14 protein-coding genes and 3 pseudogenes are annotated in these 17,780 nt (G+C 31.2%); 8 read left to right on the forward strand and 9 right to left on the reverse strand.

All coding sequences use genetic code 11. The features are described from left to right. Positions 1-440 precede the first annotated feature (440 nt). Complete coding sequence (locus tag ACWJKE_RS03630) at positions 441-569, reverse strand: hypothetical protein (RefSeq protein WP_258280675.1); 129 nt, start codon at positions 567-569, stop codon at positions 441-443. A 165-nt stretch (positions 570-734) separates the two neighbouring features. Here ACWJKE_RS03630 and ACWJKE_RS03635 point away from each other — a divergent pair, with 165 nt between their 5' ends. Then, positions 735-1,550, forward strand: a complete 816-nt coding sequence (locus tag ACWJKE_RS03635; RefSeq protein WP_220286543.1) for a Tn3 family transposase — start codon at positions 735-737, stop codon at positions 1,548-1,550. A 32-nt stretch (positions 1,551-1,582) separates the two neighbouring features. On the opposite strand, the pseudogene ACWJKE_RS03640 reads toward ACWJKE_RS03635, so the two are convergent. Then, positions 1,583-2,632 (reverse strand): annotated as a pseudogene (locus tag ACWJKE_RS03640) (IS30 family transposase). A gap of 250 nt (positions 2,633-2,882) precedes the next feature. On the opposite strand from ACWJKE_RS03640, the gene ACWJKE_RS03645 reads away from it, so the two are divergent. Next, positions 2,883-3,566 (forward strand): helix-turn-helix domain-containing protein, encoded by a 684-nt coding sequence (locus ACWJKE_RS03645; protein ID WP_258280590.1) that lies wholly within the window; start codon positions 2,883-2,885, stop codon positions 3,564-3,566. A gap of 74 nt (positions 3,567-3,640) precedes the next feature. Beyond that, the gene (locus tag ACWJKE_RS03650) at positions 3,641-4,459 is read left to right on the forward strand and encodes an IS3 family transposase (RefSeq protein ID WP_253198320.1); all 819 of its coding nucleotides are present in this window, start codon (positions 3,641-3,643) and stop codon (positions 4,457-4,459) included. A gap of 111 nt (positions 4,460-4,570) precedes the next feature. Here the strand turns inward: ACWJKE_RS03650 and tnpC are convergent, their stop codons facing one another. From tnpC to ACWJKE_RS03675, 5 genes are all read right to left on the reverse strand, one after another. Continuing rightward, on the reverse strand, positions 4,571-5,992 hold the full coding sequence (gene tnpC, locus ACWJKE_RS03655) for an IS66 family transposase (RefSeq protein WP_220287237.1): 1,422 nt from the start codon (positions 5,990-5,992) through the stop codon (positions 4,571-4,573). Beyond that, entirely contained in the window at positions 5,914-6,519 is a 606-nt protein-coding gene (locus tag ACWJKE_RS03660) for an integrase core domain-containing protein (RefSeq protein ID WP_258280677.1), read from the reverse strand. Before ACWJKE_RS03660 ends, tnpC begins: the two co-directional genes overlap by 79 nt. 17 nt (positions 6,520-6,536) lie before the next feature. Then, the gene (locus ACWJKE_RS03665; RefSeq protein ID WP_220287235.1) at positions 6,537-6,998 is read right to left on the reverse strand and encodes a helix-turn-helix domain-containing protein; all 462 of its coding nucleotides are present in this window, start codon (positions 6,996-6,998) and stop codon (positions 6,537-6,539) included. Beyond that, positions 6,974-7,474 (reverse strand): hypothetical protein, encoded by a 501-nt coding sequence (locus tag ACWJKE_RS03670; RefSeq protein ID WP_220287247.1) that lies wholly within the window; start codon positions 7,472-7,474, stop codon positions 6,974-6,976. Before ACWJKE_RS03670 ends, ACWJKE_RS03665 begins: the two co-directional genes overlap by 25 nt. A gap of 67 nt (positions 7,475-7,541) precedes the next feature. Next, entirely contained in the window at positions 7,542-7,742 is a 201-nt protein-coding gene (locus ACWJKE_RS03675) for a hypothetical protein (RefSeq protein WP_220287232.1), read from the reverse strand. Positions 7,743-8,101: 359 nt separating this feature from the next. Between ACWJKE_RS03675 and ACWJKE_RS03680 the strand changes: the two are divergent. The 3 genes and pseudogenes from ACWJKE_RS03680 to ACWJKE_RS03690 all read left to right on the forward strand — a co-directional run bounded on the left by ACWJKE_RS03680 (position 8,102) and on the right by ACWJKE_RS03690 (position 11,624). Beyond that, positions 8,102-9,100: pseudogene (locus tag ACWJKE_RS03680) on the forward strand (LacI family DNA-binding transcriptional regulator). A 360-nt stretch (positions 9,101-9,460) separates the two neighbouring features. Then, positions 9,461-10,147 (forward strand): response regulator transcription factor, encoded by a 687-nt coding sequence (locus ACWJKE_RS03685; RefSeq protein ID WP_220287230.1) that lies wholly within the window; start codon positions 9,461-9,463, stop codon positions 10,145-10,147. Further along, positions 10,137-11,624, forward strand: coding sequence for a sensor histidine kinase (locus ACWJKE_RS03690; protein WP_220287228.1), 1,488 nt, complete (start codon positions 10,137-10,139; stop codon positions 11,622-11,624). The genes ACWJKE_RS03685 and ACWJKE_RS03690 overlap by 11 nt, the downstream gene beginning before the upstream one ends. Before the next feature lie 142 nt (positions 11,625-11,766). On the opposite strand, the gene ACWJKE_RS03695 is transcribed toward ACWJKE_RS03690, so the two are convergent. After that, on the reverse strand, positions 11,767-12,297 hold the full coding sequence (locus ACWJKE_RS03695) for an amidase domain-containing protein (protein ID WP_216303479.1): 531 nt from the start codon (positions 12,295-12,297) through the stop codon (positions 11,767-11,769). 360 nt (positions 12,298-12,657) lie between these two features. Here ACWJKE_RS03695 and ACWJKE_RS03700 point away from each other — a divergent pair. Both ACWJKE_RS03700 and ACWJKE_RS03705 read left to right on the forward strand, forming a co-directional pair. Continuing rightward, positions 12,658-14,971 (forward strand): annotated as a pseudogene (locus ACWJKE_RS03700) (GxGYxYP domain-containing protein); the annotation flags it as partial. Positions 14,972-15,626: 655 nt separating this feature from the next. Continuing rightward, entirely contained in the window at positions 15,627-16,517 is an 891-nt protein-coding gene (locus tag ACWJKE_RS03705; RefSeq protein WP_220319668.1) for a hypothetical protein, read from the forward strand. Positions 16,518-16,940: 423 nt separating this feature from the next. Here the strand turns inward: ACWJKE_RS03705 and ACWJKE_RS03710 are convergent, their stop codons facing one another. Beyond that, on the reverse strand, positions 16,941-17,507 hold the full coding sequence (locus tag ACWJKE_RS03710; RefSeq protein WP_216303481.1) for a hypothetical protein: 567 nt from the start codon (positions 17,505-17,507) through the stop codon (positions 16,941-16,943). Positions 17,508-17,780: the final 273 nt, after the last annotated feature.

The following is a 17,780-nucleotide window of genomic DNA, read 5'->3' on the forward strand; positions in this document are numbered from 1 at the left end:
TATTCTTATCATCAATTTAATAGTTAGACAAAAGCGAATTTGCTAACTCGACCGTAGGGAGATTTTGTTCTAATTAATTTGCAGCTTAGTAAGTTCGATAAAATTCAAAAAGAATAATATAATTTTTCCCTAAAATTTTATAGAGTTTCGCAATCAGCTAGTAATTATTAATAGGTATTGTTTGCAATTGCTATTATTCATAATTAGAATTATAAAAAAAATATTTAATTGTGGGGTAGTAACCGCAAAACGCGGATTTTATACGTTAAGACATATATTACCAAAACGCGGATATATTCAAAAAATTCTTTGATTATATCCGTGTTTTAATTACTCTAAAATATATTTTAAACATATTTCTTAAAAATGAAAACGGTAGGATTTGAGTCACACTATAAGAATAGTTCGAATGTAAAACAAATTCATTTTTCTCAATTTACTTATATGCCTTTTATAATTGCTTCAGCTAGCCCTTTTGGATTCTCCCAAGCCATAGAGTGCCCAGCTTTCTCTACAATCTCAATTTTAATACCATGATCAGAGAGCACCTGCATATCTGGATCGGGCAACGAGTTCTCTCCAAAAATAAATGTTTTAGGACATTCAAGTGAATATAATATGTCTCTCCATAATGGCTCTTCACCCTTATTGAAAATACTGATTTTAAAGTGTCCTTGGATGTTGAAAAATATTTAAAATCTAGATTGGAGCTGCTAAATAGTAAATTTAAATATGTGTCCGATAATATAAAAACCCTGAAAGGGGTATCTATAGAAAACAATAAGTTTGTATTATCAAGCTTAGAAAAATCAGTTCCTGATGAGGCAAAAAAATTATCTTCTAAGCTTTATAGCTTAATGCCTAGAGTAAATTTGTCAGATATAATTATAGATATTTGTAAATATACATCATTTGATAAAAAGCTAACCCATGCCTCAACTAGCAAAGAACCTAAAGATAATGAAAGAGCCTGTGTGACAGCTGCCCTTATGGATCTAGGGACCAATATAGGACTTAAGAAAATGGAACAGGCTGTAAAGGGATTAACCTACAAACAAATAAGTAATGCTGCTAACTGGAGAATGAGTGATGATAATATGGAAAAAGCTATGACGGATATTATAAACTGCCAACATAAACAGCCCTATGCTAAATATTGGGGAAATGGCAGTACTTCGTCGTCAGATGGAGTAAGAGTTAAATCGGCAGTTGAAGCTTTAAATGCATGCTATAACCACCATTATGGCTTAGAAAAAGGTGTGACAATGTACTCAGCTGTAAGTGATCAGTACTCAAGATTTGGAATAGGTATTATAAATACAAATTCAAGAGATGCAATTCATATAGTTGATATACTTCTCAACCATAAAACAGAACTTGAGATTGAAGAACACTATACTGATACAGCAGGTTATACTGATCAAGTATTTGGATTAACTCATTTATTAGGTTTCAGATTTGCTCCAAGACTTAGAAATATATCAGACTGTAAATTATACTACATTGAAAAAAAAGAAGATTTGACCAATTGCAATAACAAATTGAACTAATTTCTATTTATGACTTAAATCGTTGAATTTACTTAGGTTGCATAGATTAGATCTAATTGTGCTTCAAATAGATCTTCAGGAGTTTTGTACTGGAGTATCCGCCTAGGAAGCGTATTCATCCATTCCTCTCTGAATGAAATATCAGCAGCCCTATAATCTGACATACGTTTCCATTTAGGAATGAAGCGGCGAATTAATCCATTGTGACGTTCGTTGGTTCCTTTTTCAAAATAAGAATATGGATGAGTGAAATATACCTTTGTATCACTGTCAATCTCAAGTGTGGATAAATCAGCAAATTCAGAACCATTATCCCCAGTTATTGTCTTGAATACTTGGCTAAACTTCTCACCATTTAAGTTGCTGATATTTGCAAGCTCATTCATAACTGCACTAGCTGTTTTACCTGCAATTGAACGTACAATAGCATTCCTAGTTTTACGTTCAACAATAGTCAAAAGTACACAGTCATTACCTGCTTTTTCTCCAATTACGGTATCAATCTCCCAGTGACCAAATTGCTCGCGATTATTTATAATATCTGGGCGCTCCTCAATACTTTTACCAAGAATTTTCTTATGTTTCTTGGCTGTTGATGGCTTAATATTTCTACGTAGTTTTATTGGTAAATCAATATTTTTAACACTAAGTAAAGCAAGATCGATATAGTTATACAATGTTTTAGTACAGACTATTTCAGAACGTTTAAATAGTCCAGTTTCAAGTGAATTACCAACACAAGCATCAGGTGACCATGATGAATTTTTAATCTTATCCACTACATAGTTTATAAAATCACAACAATCTAAACGCTTAAAAGCACGACAAGAATTCAGACGATGCTTTTTGTAAATGGCTTCCCCTGTATCTGCAAGATACATTTCAATTTGTTTACTTTGTTTAATCTGAGTTGTAGTACCACGGCGTATTTCATTAAGAACAGTGTTTATTGGACGTTTAAGTTCTTTAGCTATCTTATATGGCGAAAAGCCATCTTTAAGACGAATTTAAATAATAATGCGTTCTTCAAAATTTAAGTGTTTATTTTTACGTGATTCTGTGTTATTATTTGGGTATTCCATAGTGATTATCCTCCTGTGTGTTTTTTTCTTAGTCGAGTAAATCATAACACAGAATAATCCACTATGGATTTTTTGTTACTACACAGGCATTCCCAATAGGGAGTGCCTGTGGTAATATAAAAATATGGTCGTAGACCCTCATCTCTAAAAAAGAACATACTAAATTAAAGGGAGCCGAAAGTGATATGCTCCCCTTATGGTAGACAGTTAAAATAATAAAACTGTTTACTATAAGGAGGGCTATTTTTTTATGGGAAGAAAATCAACTATATCAGACCAACAAAAAATTAAGGCTGTAACATCATATTTAAATGGAAAAGCTAGTATGTTAAGTTTATGCAACAAACTTCAAGTACATAAGAGTTCTTTTCAAAAATGGGTAATACGATATAAATCAGAAGGTGAAGCTGGGTTAAAACATTCTAGCAAAAATACTTCTTATACTGCCAAAATCAAGATTAACATTGTAAAAGAATATCTTGATGGGCATGGCTCACTGAATGATTTATGCATTAAGTATCATATTTCGTCAAATACAGTTTTATGCAATTGGATAAAGAAGTATAATGGTCATGAAAACATAAAATCTTCTGGAACAGGAGGAAAAATAATCATGACCAAAGGACGCAAAACTTCTTATATTGAACGCATTGAAATCATAAAGTACTGTATTGAAAACAATAACAGTTATAATAAAACTGTTGAAAAATATAAGGTATCTTATCCTCAGATTTATACCTGGATGAAGAAGTATAATCAGTTTGGTATTGAAGGGCTTTTGGACCGACGTGGAAAGCCAAAGGCTGAAGAGTTAATGACAGAAGATGAAAAGCTAAAAGCTCAATACAAGCTTTTAGAAGCACAAAATAGAAGATTACGGATGGAGAATGCTCTTCTAAAAAAAATCCAAGAGATAGAAAGAAGGCGATATTAAGCGAAGCTAGATACGAAGATACTTATCTTGCAATCCAAGAATTATCTAACAAAGATAAATTTCCTATAACTGAGTTGTGCATTATAGGCGGCGTTAGCCATTCTGCATATTATAAATGGCTACACAGAGAAAAAAGTAACCGAGTATTGAAAAACGAAGAATTATTAAAGCTTATTTGTGAGTTATATGAGGAAAAAGACGGTATCTTAGGCTATCGCCAGATGACGATTAAAATCCGTAGAGAATATAATAAAAAAGTTAATTATAAACGAATTTATCGTCTGATGCAGATATTAGGATTAAAATCCGTATGCAGAAAAAAAAGATATAATTATATTAAGTCAACTCCTGAAGTTACTGCAGAAAATATTTTGGATAGAAATTTTAAAGCAGAACAAGTCAATAAAAAATGGCTTACAGATGTAACCGAGTTTAAATATGGGAGAAGTGGACAAAAGGCTTATCTAAGTGCAATATTTGATTTAGGTGATAGAAGTATTGTTTCATATGTCATTGGTCATTCTAATAATAACCAATTGGTTTATCAAACCTTTAATCTTGCTGTTAAAGTATACCCTGATGCTAAACCAATATTTCATAGTGACCGAGGTTTCCAGTATACTTCAAAAATATTTAAAGAAAAACTAAAAAAAGCTGGAATGATACAGAGCATGTCGAGGGTTGGGCATTGTATTGATAATGGTCCAATGGAAGGATTTTGGGGAATCTTAAAAACAGAAATGTATTATCTTCATAAATTTGAAGACTATGAAAGCTTAAAGAAATCGATTGAAGACTATATAGAATATTATAATAATAGACGTTATCAAAAACGTTTAAAGTGCATGACACCAATGGAATATCAGCGATATCTATTAGGTAATGCAGCATAAATAAAGCGCCTACCAAATGATAGACGCCTTACATAAAATCTTTAATTATTTCCACTGTCTACTTGACAGGGGGCAGTTCAAAGGCGTCCCCTAATATAAAATTAAATATAGCTATATCTTTTCTGGTATAAATGGTTCACCTTTTATTGCGTTCTTCAGTGATTCCATTATATCTTGCCCATTCTTATTGCAGGTAGAAATATAGCTTCTTATTCTACAGAACAGGCTACCACCATCATCACTTCTAAAGCAGCCAGATATCTTTTGTCTGAGCTTTACCATTCTGATATCTCGCTCGGCTAAATTATTTTCGAATGGAATGTTGAAGTCATACATAAACGAAAGTGTTTCAACATCATATTCTTCTAACTTTCGTAGAAGTCTCAAAGCATCGTTTTTTACAGGCTGCCCTGTTTTCTTCGATAGTATAACAGAACATTTTTCTGCATCCTCTATTTTGCCTTGAGCAATGATAGTTTTGTACTTTTCATCATAAGCTTTGATATCACTTTCAGCCATAGAAGTTACTCCTTTAGATTTAAGAGAATCAACTTCTCTTTTTATCTCAATCAAAAGGCTTCCCATGTCAGTAGCCCATATATGACCAAAGTTTTCATTTATACCTTTTAAAATTCTCATATTAGGAGCATTACACTCAGCATGAGTACAGTTTGTGAATGTATAATATGGTTTCCAATGATCATGAACCATGGTTCCTTCAAAATCTGGAAGTATACCTATCTCATTGGTAGCAATTGAGCCTCTTTTTTTATGTATGGCATAATGCGTAATACTACTTGTGGATGCAACATGAACCCAATTTATTTTACCTTTTAAACGTAGTCCTGATTCGTCAACATGAAGTACTTCGGCATTTTTAAGTTGTTCTTTAATAGTATTTTCAAATATTTCAAGACTATCATAAAGACGTTTATTTGCATTCACAATAGTTCCTTGGCTAATATTTTTACCAGTATGGTTTTTAATAATTTCAGTTGTTCTAGCAAGAGGTACAAGTTGATAGTTTGAAAGGTATACCATTAACGCCTGCAGGTTTTCACCATACTGTACAGACTGAGCTACTGTTACTGGAAAATCAGTTTTATGAACTTCTTTGCAATCGGGACATACCACTTCGTGGGTTCTATACTCCGTAACATTCATAACAATCTGAGGTAAATCAACTACTTGTCTAGTTTGGATTTTACCTTCAAGACCAGATAAATCACAGCCACAATTACAAGTTTTTTTTCTTATATCTATAATATTATCTGGATTATCAATTTTTAAAAGAGTTTTTCCAATATGACCAGCTTGCCCTCCTGAGGACCTACCGGTCTTTGTTCGGCTATTTGAGGGCTTTTTATTATTATTTGTTGACGGTGGCTTGCTACTGTTATTACTATTTTCGGAGTTTGTCAACATAGTTGTCGCAATTTTAAATTTTGATGTTTTTATGACGACGCTGTCTCTATACAACCAAGCTCTTCTTCCTTTATTGGATTTAATGCCACATATTTTGGCAAATCCCAATTTCTTATTTCCCTACGCCACCTTTCAGGATGATTTTCTTTTGCCATTTTATACACTTTTTTTCTATTCTCTATGATGTTTTTATCCAAGCTATAATGGCGCTGGTATGGGGTCAAATATTTGATGCCACTATGCATATGAACATGGTTGTACCAGTAAACAAACCTAGTTACCCATTCACGTGCGTCTGAAATATTAGCAAAACCACCATTAGGGAATGAAGGAACATATTTCATTGTCTTAAATAATGATTCTGAATATGGGTTGTCGTTGCTTACTCTAGGCCTTGAGAATGAACTTTGAACCCCTAGCTTCTCTAATGTAGCAAGGAAAGTTGCAGCCTTCATAGGACTTCCATTATCAGAGTGAAGTATAAGAGGCTTACCTGATATTTTCTGAGAAAGAATGGCGCGTTTAACAAGGATTTGGGCATATTCTGCATTCTCTGTTTCCCAAACTTCATAACCAGCAATCATACGGCTGAACATATCTAGTATCAGGTATAGCTTAAAGTATAGACCTTTCACAGAGCCGTCAAGCCAGGTTATGTCCCACGTCCAAACTTGGTTTTGTGTGCGGTTGCTATGTGGGTAGGCGGAAACCTTTTTACAGGCGCCTTCGTCTTAAATCTATGACTGTTTTGTTTTTCTTCTCTAAGTATTCTGTGAATCGTAGATTCTGAAGAAATGTAAATTCCCTGATCAGCAAGCTTTGGGACTATTTGTGCAGGTACTAAATCAGCATACTCATGGCTATTTATAACTTGTAGAATCTCAGCTCTTTCTTCATCACTAAGTTTGTTTTTAGGAGGATTCCTATATACTATGGGACGTTTATCTTCCGTGGATTCTGGCGTTAGCGACCATCGATCATAGGTCCTAGTCGATATTCCAACTTCGTTGCAGCATGGGCTCACCCGAGCACCAGCCTGCACCGCTTCATCAATCAGTTTTAAAGCTTTAATGCGATCTGAGGCACTGATTAGTCTTCCTCTTGGTCCCCCCAAATCGCATGGACGTTTTTTCTTAGTACTAAAAGTGCCGCTGTTTCGGCTAAAGCTTTTTCTTTGAATCTAAGTTCTTTTTCAATTTTTCTGACTTTATCTTTTTCTTCTTTTAGTTCAGTTTTTAATTTTTTAGGATCTTCTATGCTACCACTGTTTGCATTAATACATTGTGATTTCCAGGCTTTTATATCATCTTTGTAGGTACCTTTTCTTCTGCAATATTCACCAAGTTCTTGCTCAGTTAAAGTGGCTGCCTCAAGAACCATATGAAATTTTTCCTCTGATGTCCAATCACCATTTTGTCTTAAAATCTTTATTCCCTCTTTTTTTTCAGCATCTTTAATCCATTTATAAATTGTACCTTTATTTATCTTTTTATCTAGTGAAACTTTAGTTATACTTTCTTTTCCGGATCCTGTTACTCTTGCAAGTACTTCTTTTCTTATTTCTTCAGGGTACCCAATTTTACTAACCATGATATATTTCTCCTCTCGTAAAGCCTATACTGTATAGTATACTATATTTATCTCTACGACAACTATCTTAACACATAGGGTTTTTATTATGCATGGTTTCTAACTCAATATTTCGTGCAAGAAGTCTGACATTCTCTTCCCTGAGAGCTTTTATTTCGGTAGTTAGAGTATTAATATGATTTGTTAATTCTCTATTAGTTTCCTTAATTAAGGAAATAATTTCAGAAACTCCATCATTATAACTATTAATAATTTTTAGCTCATCCAAAATATTCACCACCAGTCAAATCATATTTTTAATTTATCTGATGTTTATAGTCGACGTTGTATAACCAAAACCCTTTTTTTCAATATAAGGGTTTTGTTGATTTGCAATGGCTGAGTAGTAACGATTTTTTTATTGGTTTAACTTCATTTTACAACAAGTCTTCCCCTAATAATAATAGAATATAAAAATTATAACCCAGGGGATTATCCTCAGGGTTATAATTTTATGAGATTATAATTGTTAAAAGTATACTTTGTGAATAGGTTACTACTATTAGATGCTAGATGATCAACGATGTTTCAGCTTCGAAGAAGATGATTTAATCAATAGCATTATTTACTACAAATCGGAGGATGATTATGAATAATGTAACAATGAAGGATATAGCGGAAATGGCTGGTGTTTCAAAGGCCACAGTTTCAATGGTTATGAATAAAAAGGATTCTAGCATAAGCGACGCAACCAGAAAAAGGGTATTAGAAATTGCTAAGAAAATGAGTTATATTCCTAACTCCATAGCTAGAAGCCTTAGCACCAAGAAATCCGGTACTATAGGAATTATACTGCCAGATATCACAAATCCATTTTTCGCAGAAATGGCAAGAGCTATTGAGGATGAGGCAGAAGGATTAGAATATAATTTAATAATATGTAACACTGATAATGATATTGATAAAGAGCAAAAATATATTGAACTTCTTATAAGTAAACTTATAGATGGCATTATTTTTATGTCTGGAGGTAAAAGTAATGAAAGTATAACCATACTAAAAAGCAATAACATACCTTTTGTATTGGTGGATAGATATATTGAAGGATATAAAGATGATTATGGGGTATTTTGTTTAAACAAGCAGGGTGTAAAAAATGGTATTAAGTACTTATATGAAAAGAGAAACCGTAAAATAGTTTTCGTAAAGGGAAGGGAAAATTTAGAAGTATCAAAACAAAGATTAGAGGGCTATATTGAGTGAATGAAGAATTGTGGAATATATGATAAAAAGTATATATTTGAAGGAGCCTTTAATGTTGAAGGGGGTGTACTAGCTACGCAAAAAATAATAAGTACTTTCCCCAATTTGGATGCTATTTTTTATAGTAACGATATGATGGCCCTTGGTGGGATGAAAATTTTACTGCGAAATGGGTATAAAATTCCAAGAGATATATCCGTTGTTGGCTTTGATAATATCCGTATATCAGAAATTATAGAACCAGAACTTATAACAATAGCACAACCTATATATAAAATGGGCAAAAAAGCCTGCAGTATTTTAATAGGTGTAATAAATGGTGAGTTACCTTTTGAAAAACAAGTTTACTTTGAAACAGAGCTTATTATTAGAGGAACTGCATAGATTTCTATTTTTATTAAAGACAATAAGTTTTTTATTAAAAATAAGAATTATTATTGTGGCTTAAAAGTTTATAGTGCCCTTCATAATTTGTTAACATTTTTGCCGTTTAAGTGCCATGGTATAACTTTATTATATATATAAAGGATAGAAACGAATAAAATAATTAAATCATCTCCTGTGGAGCTGCAATATACTAATTTACACTTCCTTTGTGCCCTCCCTTTCGCTGAGTAAGTTTTCATATTACTTTTATGTTAGTTGAAATATAATAAATTATGATTATTACTGGTATTATTATATAATATAAAAGAAAGTTGAAAATTAGCAAGTGCTACACTAGCTATATAAAGGAGGAAATATATGAATGAAACCATTTTAATTGTAGATGATGAAGAAAGAATTAGAAATCTTGTGTCCATTTATTTAAGGAAAGAACAATATAATATTTTGCAAGCAGAAAATGGCAATGAAGCTGTTAATATATTTAATAAAAATAAAGTAGATTTGATTATTTTAGATGTAATGATGCCTATTATGGATGGCTGGGATGTATGCAAGGAAATAAGAAAGACCTCAAATATCCCTGTTATAATGCTCACAGCTAAATCCGAAGAAGATGATGAATTATTGGGGTTTGAATTAGGCACGGATCATTATATTACGAAGCCATTTGTCCCAAAGCTACTAGTTGCTAAAGTGAAAGCAATTATAAGGCGAACTTACAGCACTGAACCTGTTCTAAAGGAAGGAAATAACTTTGACGGCCTTGTAGTTGATAATTTAAGCCATGAGGTTAATGTAGATAATAGTGAAATATATCTATCCCCAAAGGAATTTGAACTACTAAATTATTTTATACTTAATAAAAGGATCGTATTAAGTAGAGAAAAAATATTGGATGCTTTATGGGGTATTGACTACTTTGGAGATTTAAGAACTGTAGATACTGTTATAAAAAGATTAAGAGAGAAGCTAGGTGAAAAATCTTATCTTATAGCAACCATAAGAGGAGCTGGATATAAATTCGAGGCGAAAAATGAAAAGTAAAAAGAGCATCACTAGAAAGCTTTTCGCTATAACCTCTATAGTTTTTATAGTTTTTATAACTACTAATTTGATAGTGCAGTCTGCATTTTTTGAGCAGTTTTATATAAAATGGAAAAAGAATAATCTTGAACATAATCTTGTTAAATTCAAAAGCGAATATTCTTTACTCCAAAAAGATGAAGATAAAATTAATTTAGTTAGTTCTTTTGAAGAAAACAATAACTATAAAATAATTACACGAGATAGATTAGGAAATTTAAAATATCTTACAAAAACAATTGATGAAAGAAAAGACTCTATAAAAGTTAGAATCATGAACCAAATAATGTCATCTGAAATAGAAAATAGCGGTGGTATTAATAAATTTAAAGAAGAAGGAAAATCCCTGATTTTTACTACTGAAGAAACCCCCGATATGGTAGCAAGTGTATCAGGTATATTATATGCTGAAAATAGCGATGAAATTGTGTATGCTTTTGCTTCGCTACAGCCAGTAAATGAAGCCGTTCAAGTTATAAAGGTATTTTACTTGTATTTCTACATAGGTGCCCTAGTTATAACTCTATTTCTTTCTTTAATTTACTCAAGCATGATTGCAAAGCCATTGATAAAAATAACTAAGACGGCAGCTAAAATGGCAAAGCTTGACCTTACAGAAAAATGTGAGGTTAAAAGTGAAGATGAAATAGGAGCTCTCGCGACTTCACTTAACCTTCTATCAGAAAATTTAAATGAAGCATTAACCTCACTTAAAGAATCTAACGCACAATTAGAAAAGGATATTGAGAAAGAAAAGAAACTAACAGAAATGAGGAAAGACTTTGTGGCAGCAGTTTCCCACGAGCTTAAAACTCCTATAACCCTTATAGAGGGGTATACACTAGCGTTAAACGATGATGTTTTAGAAGGCGCAGAAAAACAATATTTTATTGATGTCATAATGGATGAATCAAGGAAAATGAACAATTTAGTATCAGATATGTTGAATTTGTCTCAACTAGAATCTGGGAATTTTAAATTGATTGAGGAAGTATTTTTTCTTGATGAACTAATAAATCCAGTTACTAAGAAATTTTCATCCCTACTTAATGAAAAAAACATTAAGCTCGAATTAAATTTAATCCAAAATGTAAAAGTAAATGCAGATTGGAACAGAATAGAACAGGTACTAACAAACTATATGACTAATGCAATAAGACATACCTATGATGGCGGATCCATAACAGTAAAAATGATAAATATAGAGGGTGCTATCCGCGTCGAAGTGGAAAATAGCGGAAGTAAAATTGATGATACTGAAAAAAATAAGATATGGGATAACTTCTATAAAATCGATAAATCAAGAACTAGAAAGCTTGGGGGAACTGGTCTAGGTCTTTCCATAGTCAAAAACATAGTATTACTTCATGGTGGTAGCTGTGGAGTAGAAAACACAGAAATTGGAGTTGAATTTTATTTTATTTTAAAAAAACAATAGTTAGCCTGTAATTATAGCTACTATATTTCAAAAATGGTATGTAAAATGATTTGATTTATCGTTACTACTCAGGCATTCCAATAGCGAATAGCTGAGTCGTAACTATCATTTTACATGCCATTACATATTTAAATTATAATTGTTATAAACTTATTTTTAAAAAATGTACACGATTTGCTCCCCAAGAATCTCCATAAAATATGTTTAAAGCCTCAAAGGTATGTTGAGAAATTAAAGGCTGTGAATATCTAAAAGCGGTGATAATCGCAGAGTGAAAAATATTTCCATCATTATCTTCAAAAAAAATTAAATCACCTAATTCAAGAAGGCGAGTATCATATATTTCTAGACCCTTAATCCCTGAAGCTTTAGATTGTTGATTAGTCTTTAAAGACCAATAAAGGGAATTTGCCACAGCCCATGGAACAGACCATGTGTCATCATTTGTACTATTTGTATTAGCCTTTCTGTACCACCAAGGATGTGAGCCTTTAAACCTCATAGGTGCTCCCCCAGCTAATAGACACTGAGATACAAAGTTTGCGCAGTCGCCACTAGTCTCATTATTAATAAGAGAGAAGTACCTAAAACTGGGGTTTGGATGCAAGGCATAGGTCATTGCATAATTAACCGCATTTATTCTAGAATATTGATTTGATCTAAAAAAATCCATGTTACACTCCATAAAATTACTATTATTAAATTCTATGATAAAGACAGTGAGAATGTTCATAAAAATTAAAATTTCAGATTATATTCACAACCCCAGCGAACGTTATATAATAATGACTTTTTGGTGGGGTTGTAATCTTGGTTCAACTCAAACATCAAGATCAAAACTCCGTAACAAAATAATTTTTTATTCATAATATATGGTGAAAACTATTTTTTATGGAGGATATACATGTACATGTGTCCCTATTTTTATAATATGATGAGATTAAATAAATATATGCAGCAGAACAATGAAATGATGCTTGCTAATACGATGCGATCCATAGCACGAGCTTCTGATGTATCCTTAAATGACACCAATATAAATTTAATTTTAGATTTAAAAAATCATCTCTATGAAATTCCAAAACATTTTCGCAAGTCGACTAATATATTAAGTACACAAAGTAGTAAAGAATTAAATCTTAGTGGATTAAACACATTAAACATTTCAGGTAGTCAACAATTTTCCGAGTATAATCTGCCTCTTGTAATAAATAGTCTAGGAACTTCATTACCTATAGCAGTTATTGACTTGAGGCAAGAATCACATGGGTTTATTAATGGAGTCCCTGTTAGCTGGGCTAATGCAAAAAATGATGCTAATATAGGATTAACAAAGGATCAAGTGATGTCTGATGAATATAAAAAATTAAATAGTATTAAATTAAATGTGCCTATTACTTTTTATAATCATAATAATATAGGTATAGTTCCAAAAAAAGTTGAAGATGAAGAGCATCTTGTTAATTCTAAATCACTATCATATAAACGCATTCCTGTTACTGATGGTAAGATTCCAACAGATGATATGGTTGATTACTTCGTAGAGCTCGTAAAATCACAATCTAAAAATACCTGGGTTCATTTTCACTGTAAACAAGGTATAGGAAGGACTAGTACCTTCATGATTATGTATGATATGATGAAAAATGCCCACCAGGTTATGGCAGATGATATTATAAATAGACAATTACTATTAGCAAATTTTGATGAGAGTCATATTAAATCTTTTTATAATAATAATGAAAGAATTAATTTTCTGCGAAATTTCTATAAATACTGTAATGGAAATATAGATGTCTAATATTAAATGGAGCGACTTTAAAAAAACTCTCAATAGTAGTAATTTTATGAAAAATCCTACAACTCCAACTTATTTATATGTTATTTCTCAAGATACAATGACGCCTTGTGAGCGGACAATGATAGCCACCCTTCAAGGGCTTATTAGTAGTCAATCATCTATTCAAATATATACACTTAATTCCTCACAACCAGATTATCAAATATGGCTAGAGGATTTAAAAAATAGTTATGGAGTTTTATACGAAAATACATCAGATCCGTGGCGCTTATTAGATGTATTTAAGGATTATATTGATGGATATGTACTTTACAATAATAAATCGCTAAAAGATCCTTCGATAAATAATGCTTGTTCACTTGCCTCGTTAAATAATTGCATTGCAGTTGATGAAGCTATCCAAGACAAAGTACGCGCCTATGGAATTACAAATATTAAAGGCGATTGCAGAAACACAGATGAAAAATGGGCGTACGATAATTTATGGGATTCTGGCCTCAATCATTCCATAATAATTGAGTTATCCCCGAGCAAAGATTCCGCCTTAAGAGATTATGGTATAATGACCAAATCCCTAATATTTTATGAGGATAAAATAAATGATACAACGCTTCGCAATAAAATATTCTCATCCATGGAAAAGGACTCCATTTGCCTCGGGTGGGGACCCGATGAATTTATTAATATAAGTACGGTTTCAAAATATGGTATTAGCATGGTTGCTGCAGATTGGTCGTATAATTTAACTGTATTAAGTTCATTCCCATTATTACCAATGACTCAAAAAACGTTAATGAACAGTCCTAATAAAGAAAATGTTCATAATGTAACATTTATTGTGTCAGATGGAGATAATCAACAGTGGAACCTTGGAACTAATTATGGTTCTCACAAATGGTATGGTTCTCCTTATAAAGGCAAATTTAATTTGGGGTGGTCATTAAGCCCATCTTTATATTACCTTGCACCTACTGTATTTAAATTATATTATGAAAGTGCAGCTCATGGAGCTACTAATGATTATTTTATAGTTCCACCATCTGGAAATGGGTATATGTACCCAAGTAAATTTGATAAGGATGCTCTCAGAATATATATTAACAGATTAAATGATTATATGAAAAAAGTAGATCAAAAATATATATCAATTATAGATGACTCGTCTTTTTATGATAAGGAGCTTTGGGGCAAATTTACTATGAAGTCTAATATACATGGGTTGTTTTATCTTGATTATCATAGGCACGATAATTATCACGGAGAAATTATTTGGTCTAATAATAAACCTATAGTGTCCTGCAGAGATTTACTTTGGAATACTCTTGAAAGTGAAGATGAACTCGTGAAAAACATTACTCATAGAGTTGACTCTGGGCAAGTAGATATTACTAATTCTAATAGCTACACCTTTGTTTATGTTCATGCTTGGAGCAAAAGCCTTAGTAATATTGAAAGGGTTGTGGATAGGTTAAAGGATAATCCCAAAGTGGCAATAGAAACCCCTGAAACATTTATGGAGTTAATAAGTAAGAATGTTAAAAGCTGATAAACGGCATTATAACTTGCTTCCTCTTTTTGAACGATAAGTTTTTATGGACACTATCCATGTTCCTCACACGTCCTAATTTATTTAATATGTTATTTAGTTAATATTACTTATAAATTATCATTATAACCACAATCAGAACCATTCAATATAATAAAAGTTATATTGAATGGTTTTGTTTTTACTTGTTTTCAAGCCTTTTTACTGATTTTATATGTATTTTTCAAAGATTTCATGGTATACTTACAATGTAAACATAAAGTATACACAGTAAAATGCATTGTAAACAATGGTATACACGTGTTAACAATTAAAAATTATTTATATTATATAAAAAATTCAATGATAAATATAAGTAAATCACTAAAAAATCATTGAAACCAAGTATCCTAGGAATTATACTGTTTATATAGCAGCTTCTAAGAAGATGAACAGCGCCGAAGGGTATGATTTAACGACATTTCAGAAGGAAAGTCTACCACTTCTATAAGTGGTAGTATAAATCTCCTTCTGAAGTCGTTAATATTGCAGCTCCGCAGGAGATTATTTAACAAGCTGTAGATAAATTTAAAGTATAAATGCCATTAAGTTATGAAAATAATTAAATTTATTCTATTTATTATAGAAAATACAGGCCTAAGAGAGGAAGTACGAAATGGATGCAATATTAAGCGTAAGAATCAGTGATGAATTAAAACAAAAATTTAATGAGTTAGCTCAGAGTGAAGGAATAAACAATAAGGAATTGATGGAGCAAGTAGTTAAGTATTACGAATTAAATAGAGCAAGAGAAGGGGACAGTGCTATGTCCGAAGATATAAAAGAATTACAAACAATAACCAGTAGAATGGCAGATATATACATAAACATAGTAGAAAGAAACAATATTAAAGCCTTAGAGGTAAAAAATATCCATAGAAATGAGTTAATAGACAATAATAAGGAAAATGAAAAACTAAAAGGAGAAATTACATTATTAAAAGAAGACAACAAAAAAATAAGCTCATTGGGAAAAGACCTATCTGATGCAAAGCATATAACTAAAGAATTACAAGAAAATATTAAGAACTTAAAAACCCTTAATAATATGCAGGAAGAAAAAATATTAAGCCTAGCTAATACCAATGAAAAATACATTAAATTCGAAGATGAGATTATAGAGCTTAAAACATCCCTTGATAAATCATTGAATGAAAATATGCAACTTAAGAATGAATTGTTAAGTAAAAAGGCTGAACAAGATAAATTAATAAAACAGATAGATGAATTAAACCAAATAAACAAAAATAAAATAGATGAGCTGCAAATTAAAGCTAAGCAAGATGTTGAAATACAGCGGGAAAGAACAAGCTTTGAAATGGACAAAGAACTTTTAAAATTAAAAGAGGGGCAACAAATCAAAACACAGGAATTACAAGAAAGCTTTAATGAGAAAATTACTAATTTATTAAAAGAAAAAGAGGAAGCGGCGGAAAAATTTAAAAATATGATTTTAGAAATGGATAAAAAAGAAAATGAAGCTAACGTTATTGCTAATAATAAATAACACACCAACAGAGACTGATATAACCTATATTTTTAAAAGGTAAAATTGAATAAAGAAATAAGAGGTATACCTTACTATAAAATATCCTGCTTCTAAACTGTACATTCCATAATATTAAATAAATTGACACCATTAATCTTATTGGTGTCAATTTACTTATGACATAGTTTACTTAGTAGGGTAGGGTATACTTTAATTCTATTATTATGAATACGGAACACCCTTTTGACTTGTTGTATCAGCCCGTGACACTGGATAACTATGTGGCCATATCCCTTATAACTAATTAAATTGGCTTTTTAAATTTACACTTTCTTTTATTTAATAAATTCTCTAAGCAAATTCTTAAGGTTACCATCCATTCAGGTTCATTTCCATTTTTCTTCTACAGAGCGTAGCAATCGCACATATCCATATAAATAACTATATCTTTTGAATATAGTTAATAATTTTAATAGTTAAATTAAAAGTTTGTTCCATTTTCTTGTAATTATCTACTATTCCATTGATCTCTATATATAAAACTTTTTCATTGAATTTTTTTCCTTTCCTAATTTCCATACAGAATAAATCTTGCGAACTTATCAAACTAATAATCTCATCATCTTTGAATAATTCAGCTAAAGCATTTTTGTTATTAGTTTTTATTATAAATTTATTAAAAATTTCATTATCGATTTTTGCATTTTCAAGTTTATTGAAATTAACAAATGGTGTATATATGCTTCCCTTTATTCTTGATTTAAAAACAAAATTGCCTTTTGTAATATAAGAAGCTGTTATCTGTGTATTCATACCTCTTTTATCATTAGCTCTCCTGAATGCTTTATAACATATGTAGCCTTCCAAATTTTTTATTTTTATACTTTGCTCTTTTATTATATTTCCTTTTTCAAATATGCCATTGTTATCCAAAGCAAATTTTCTCCATACAGGAGAACAAGTCCAGCCGAATACATCTGATATACTTGACTTATTAATATCCAACATAAAATCACTCCTTGTCAAATTTAGTGTACTTGCTTGTATACCAATTAATTTTACTCGTTTTATAATCATAGATAGCAAATTATTCATTCTCAAGCATTTCATTTTTTCACCTTTAAATATGATATTTTACTCCCAAATCAACAGGATAAAAAGAAAAAAACATAAGCACCTATAAAAAATATAATTTTATAGATTGGAAATAAAAAGTTTTTGTAATTCACATCTACAAATATCGCTGTCAATCCTACACAAGTATTTCTTAAGGAAATATCT

Source organism: Clostridium sp. CM036, from assembly GCF_055081135.1.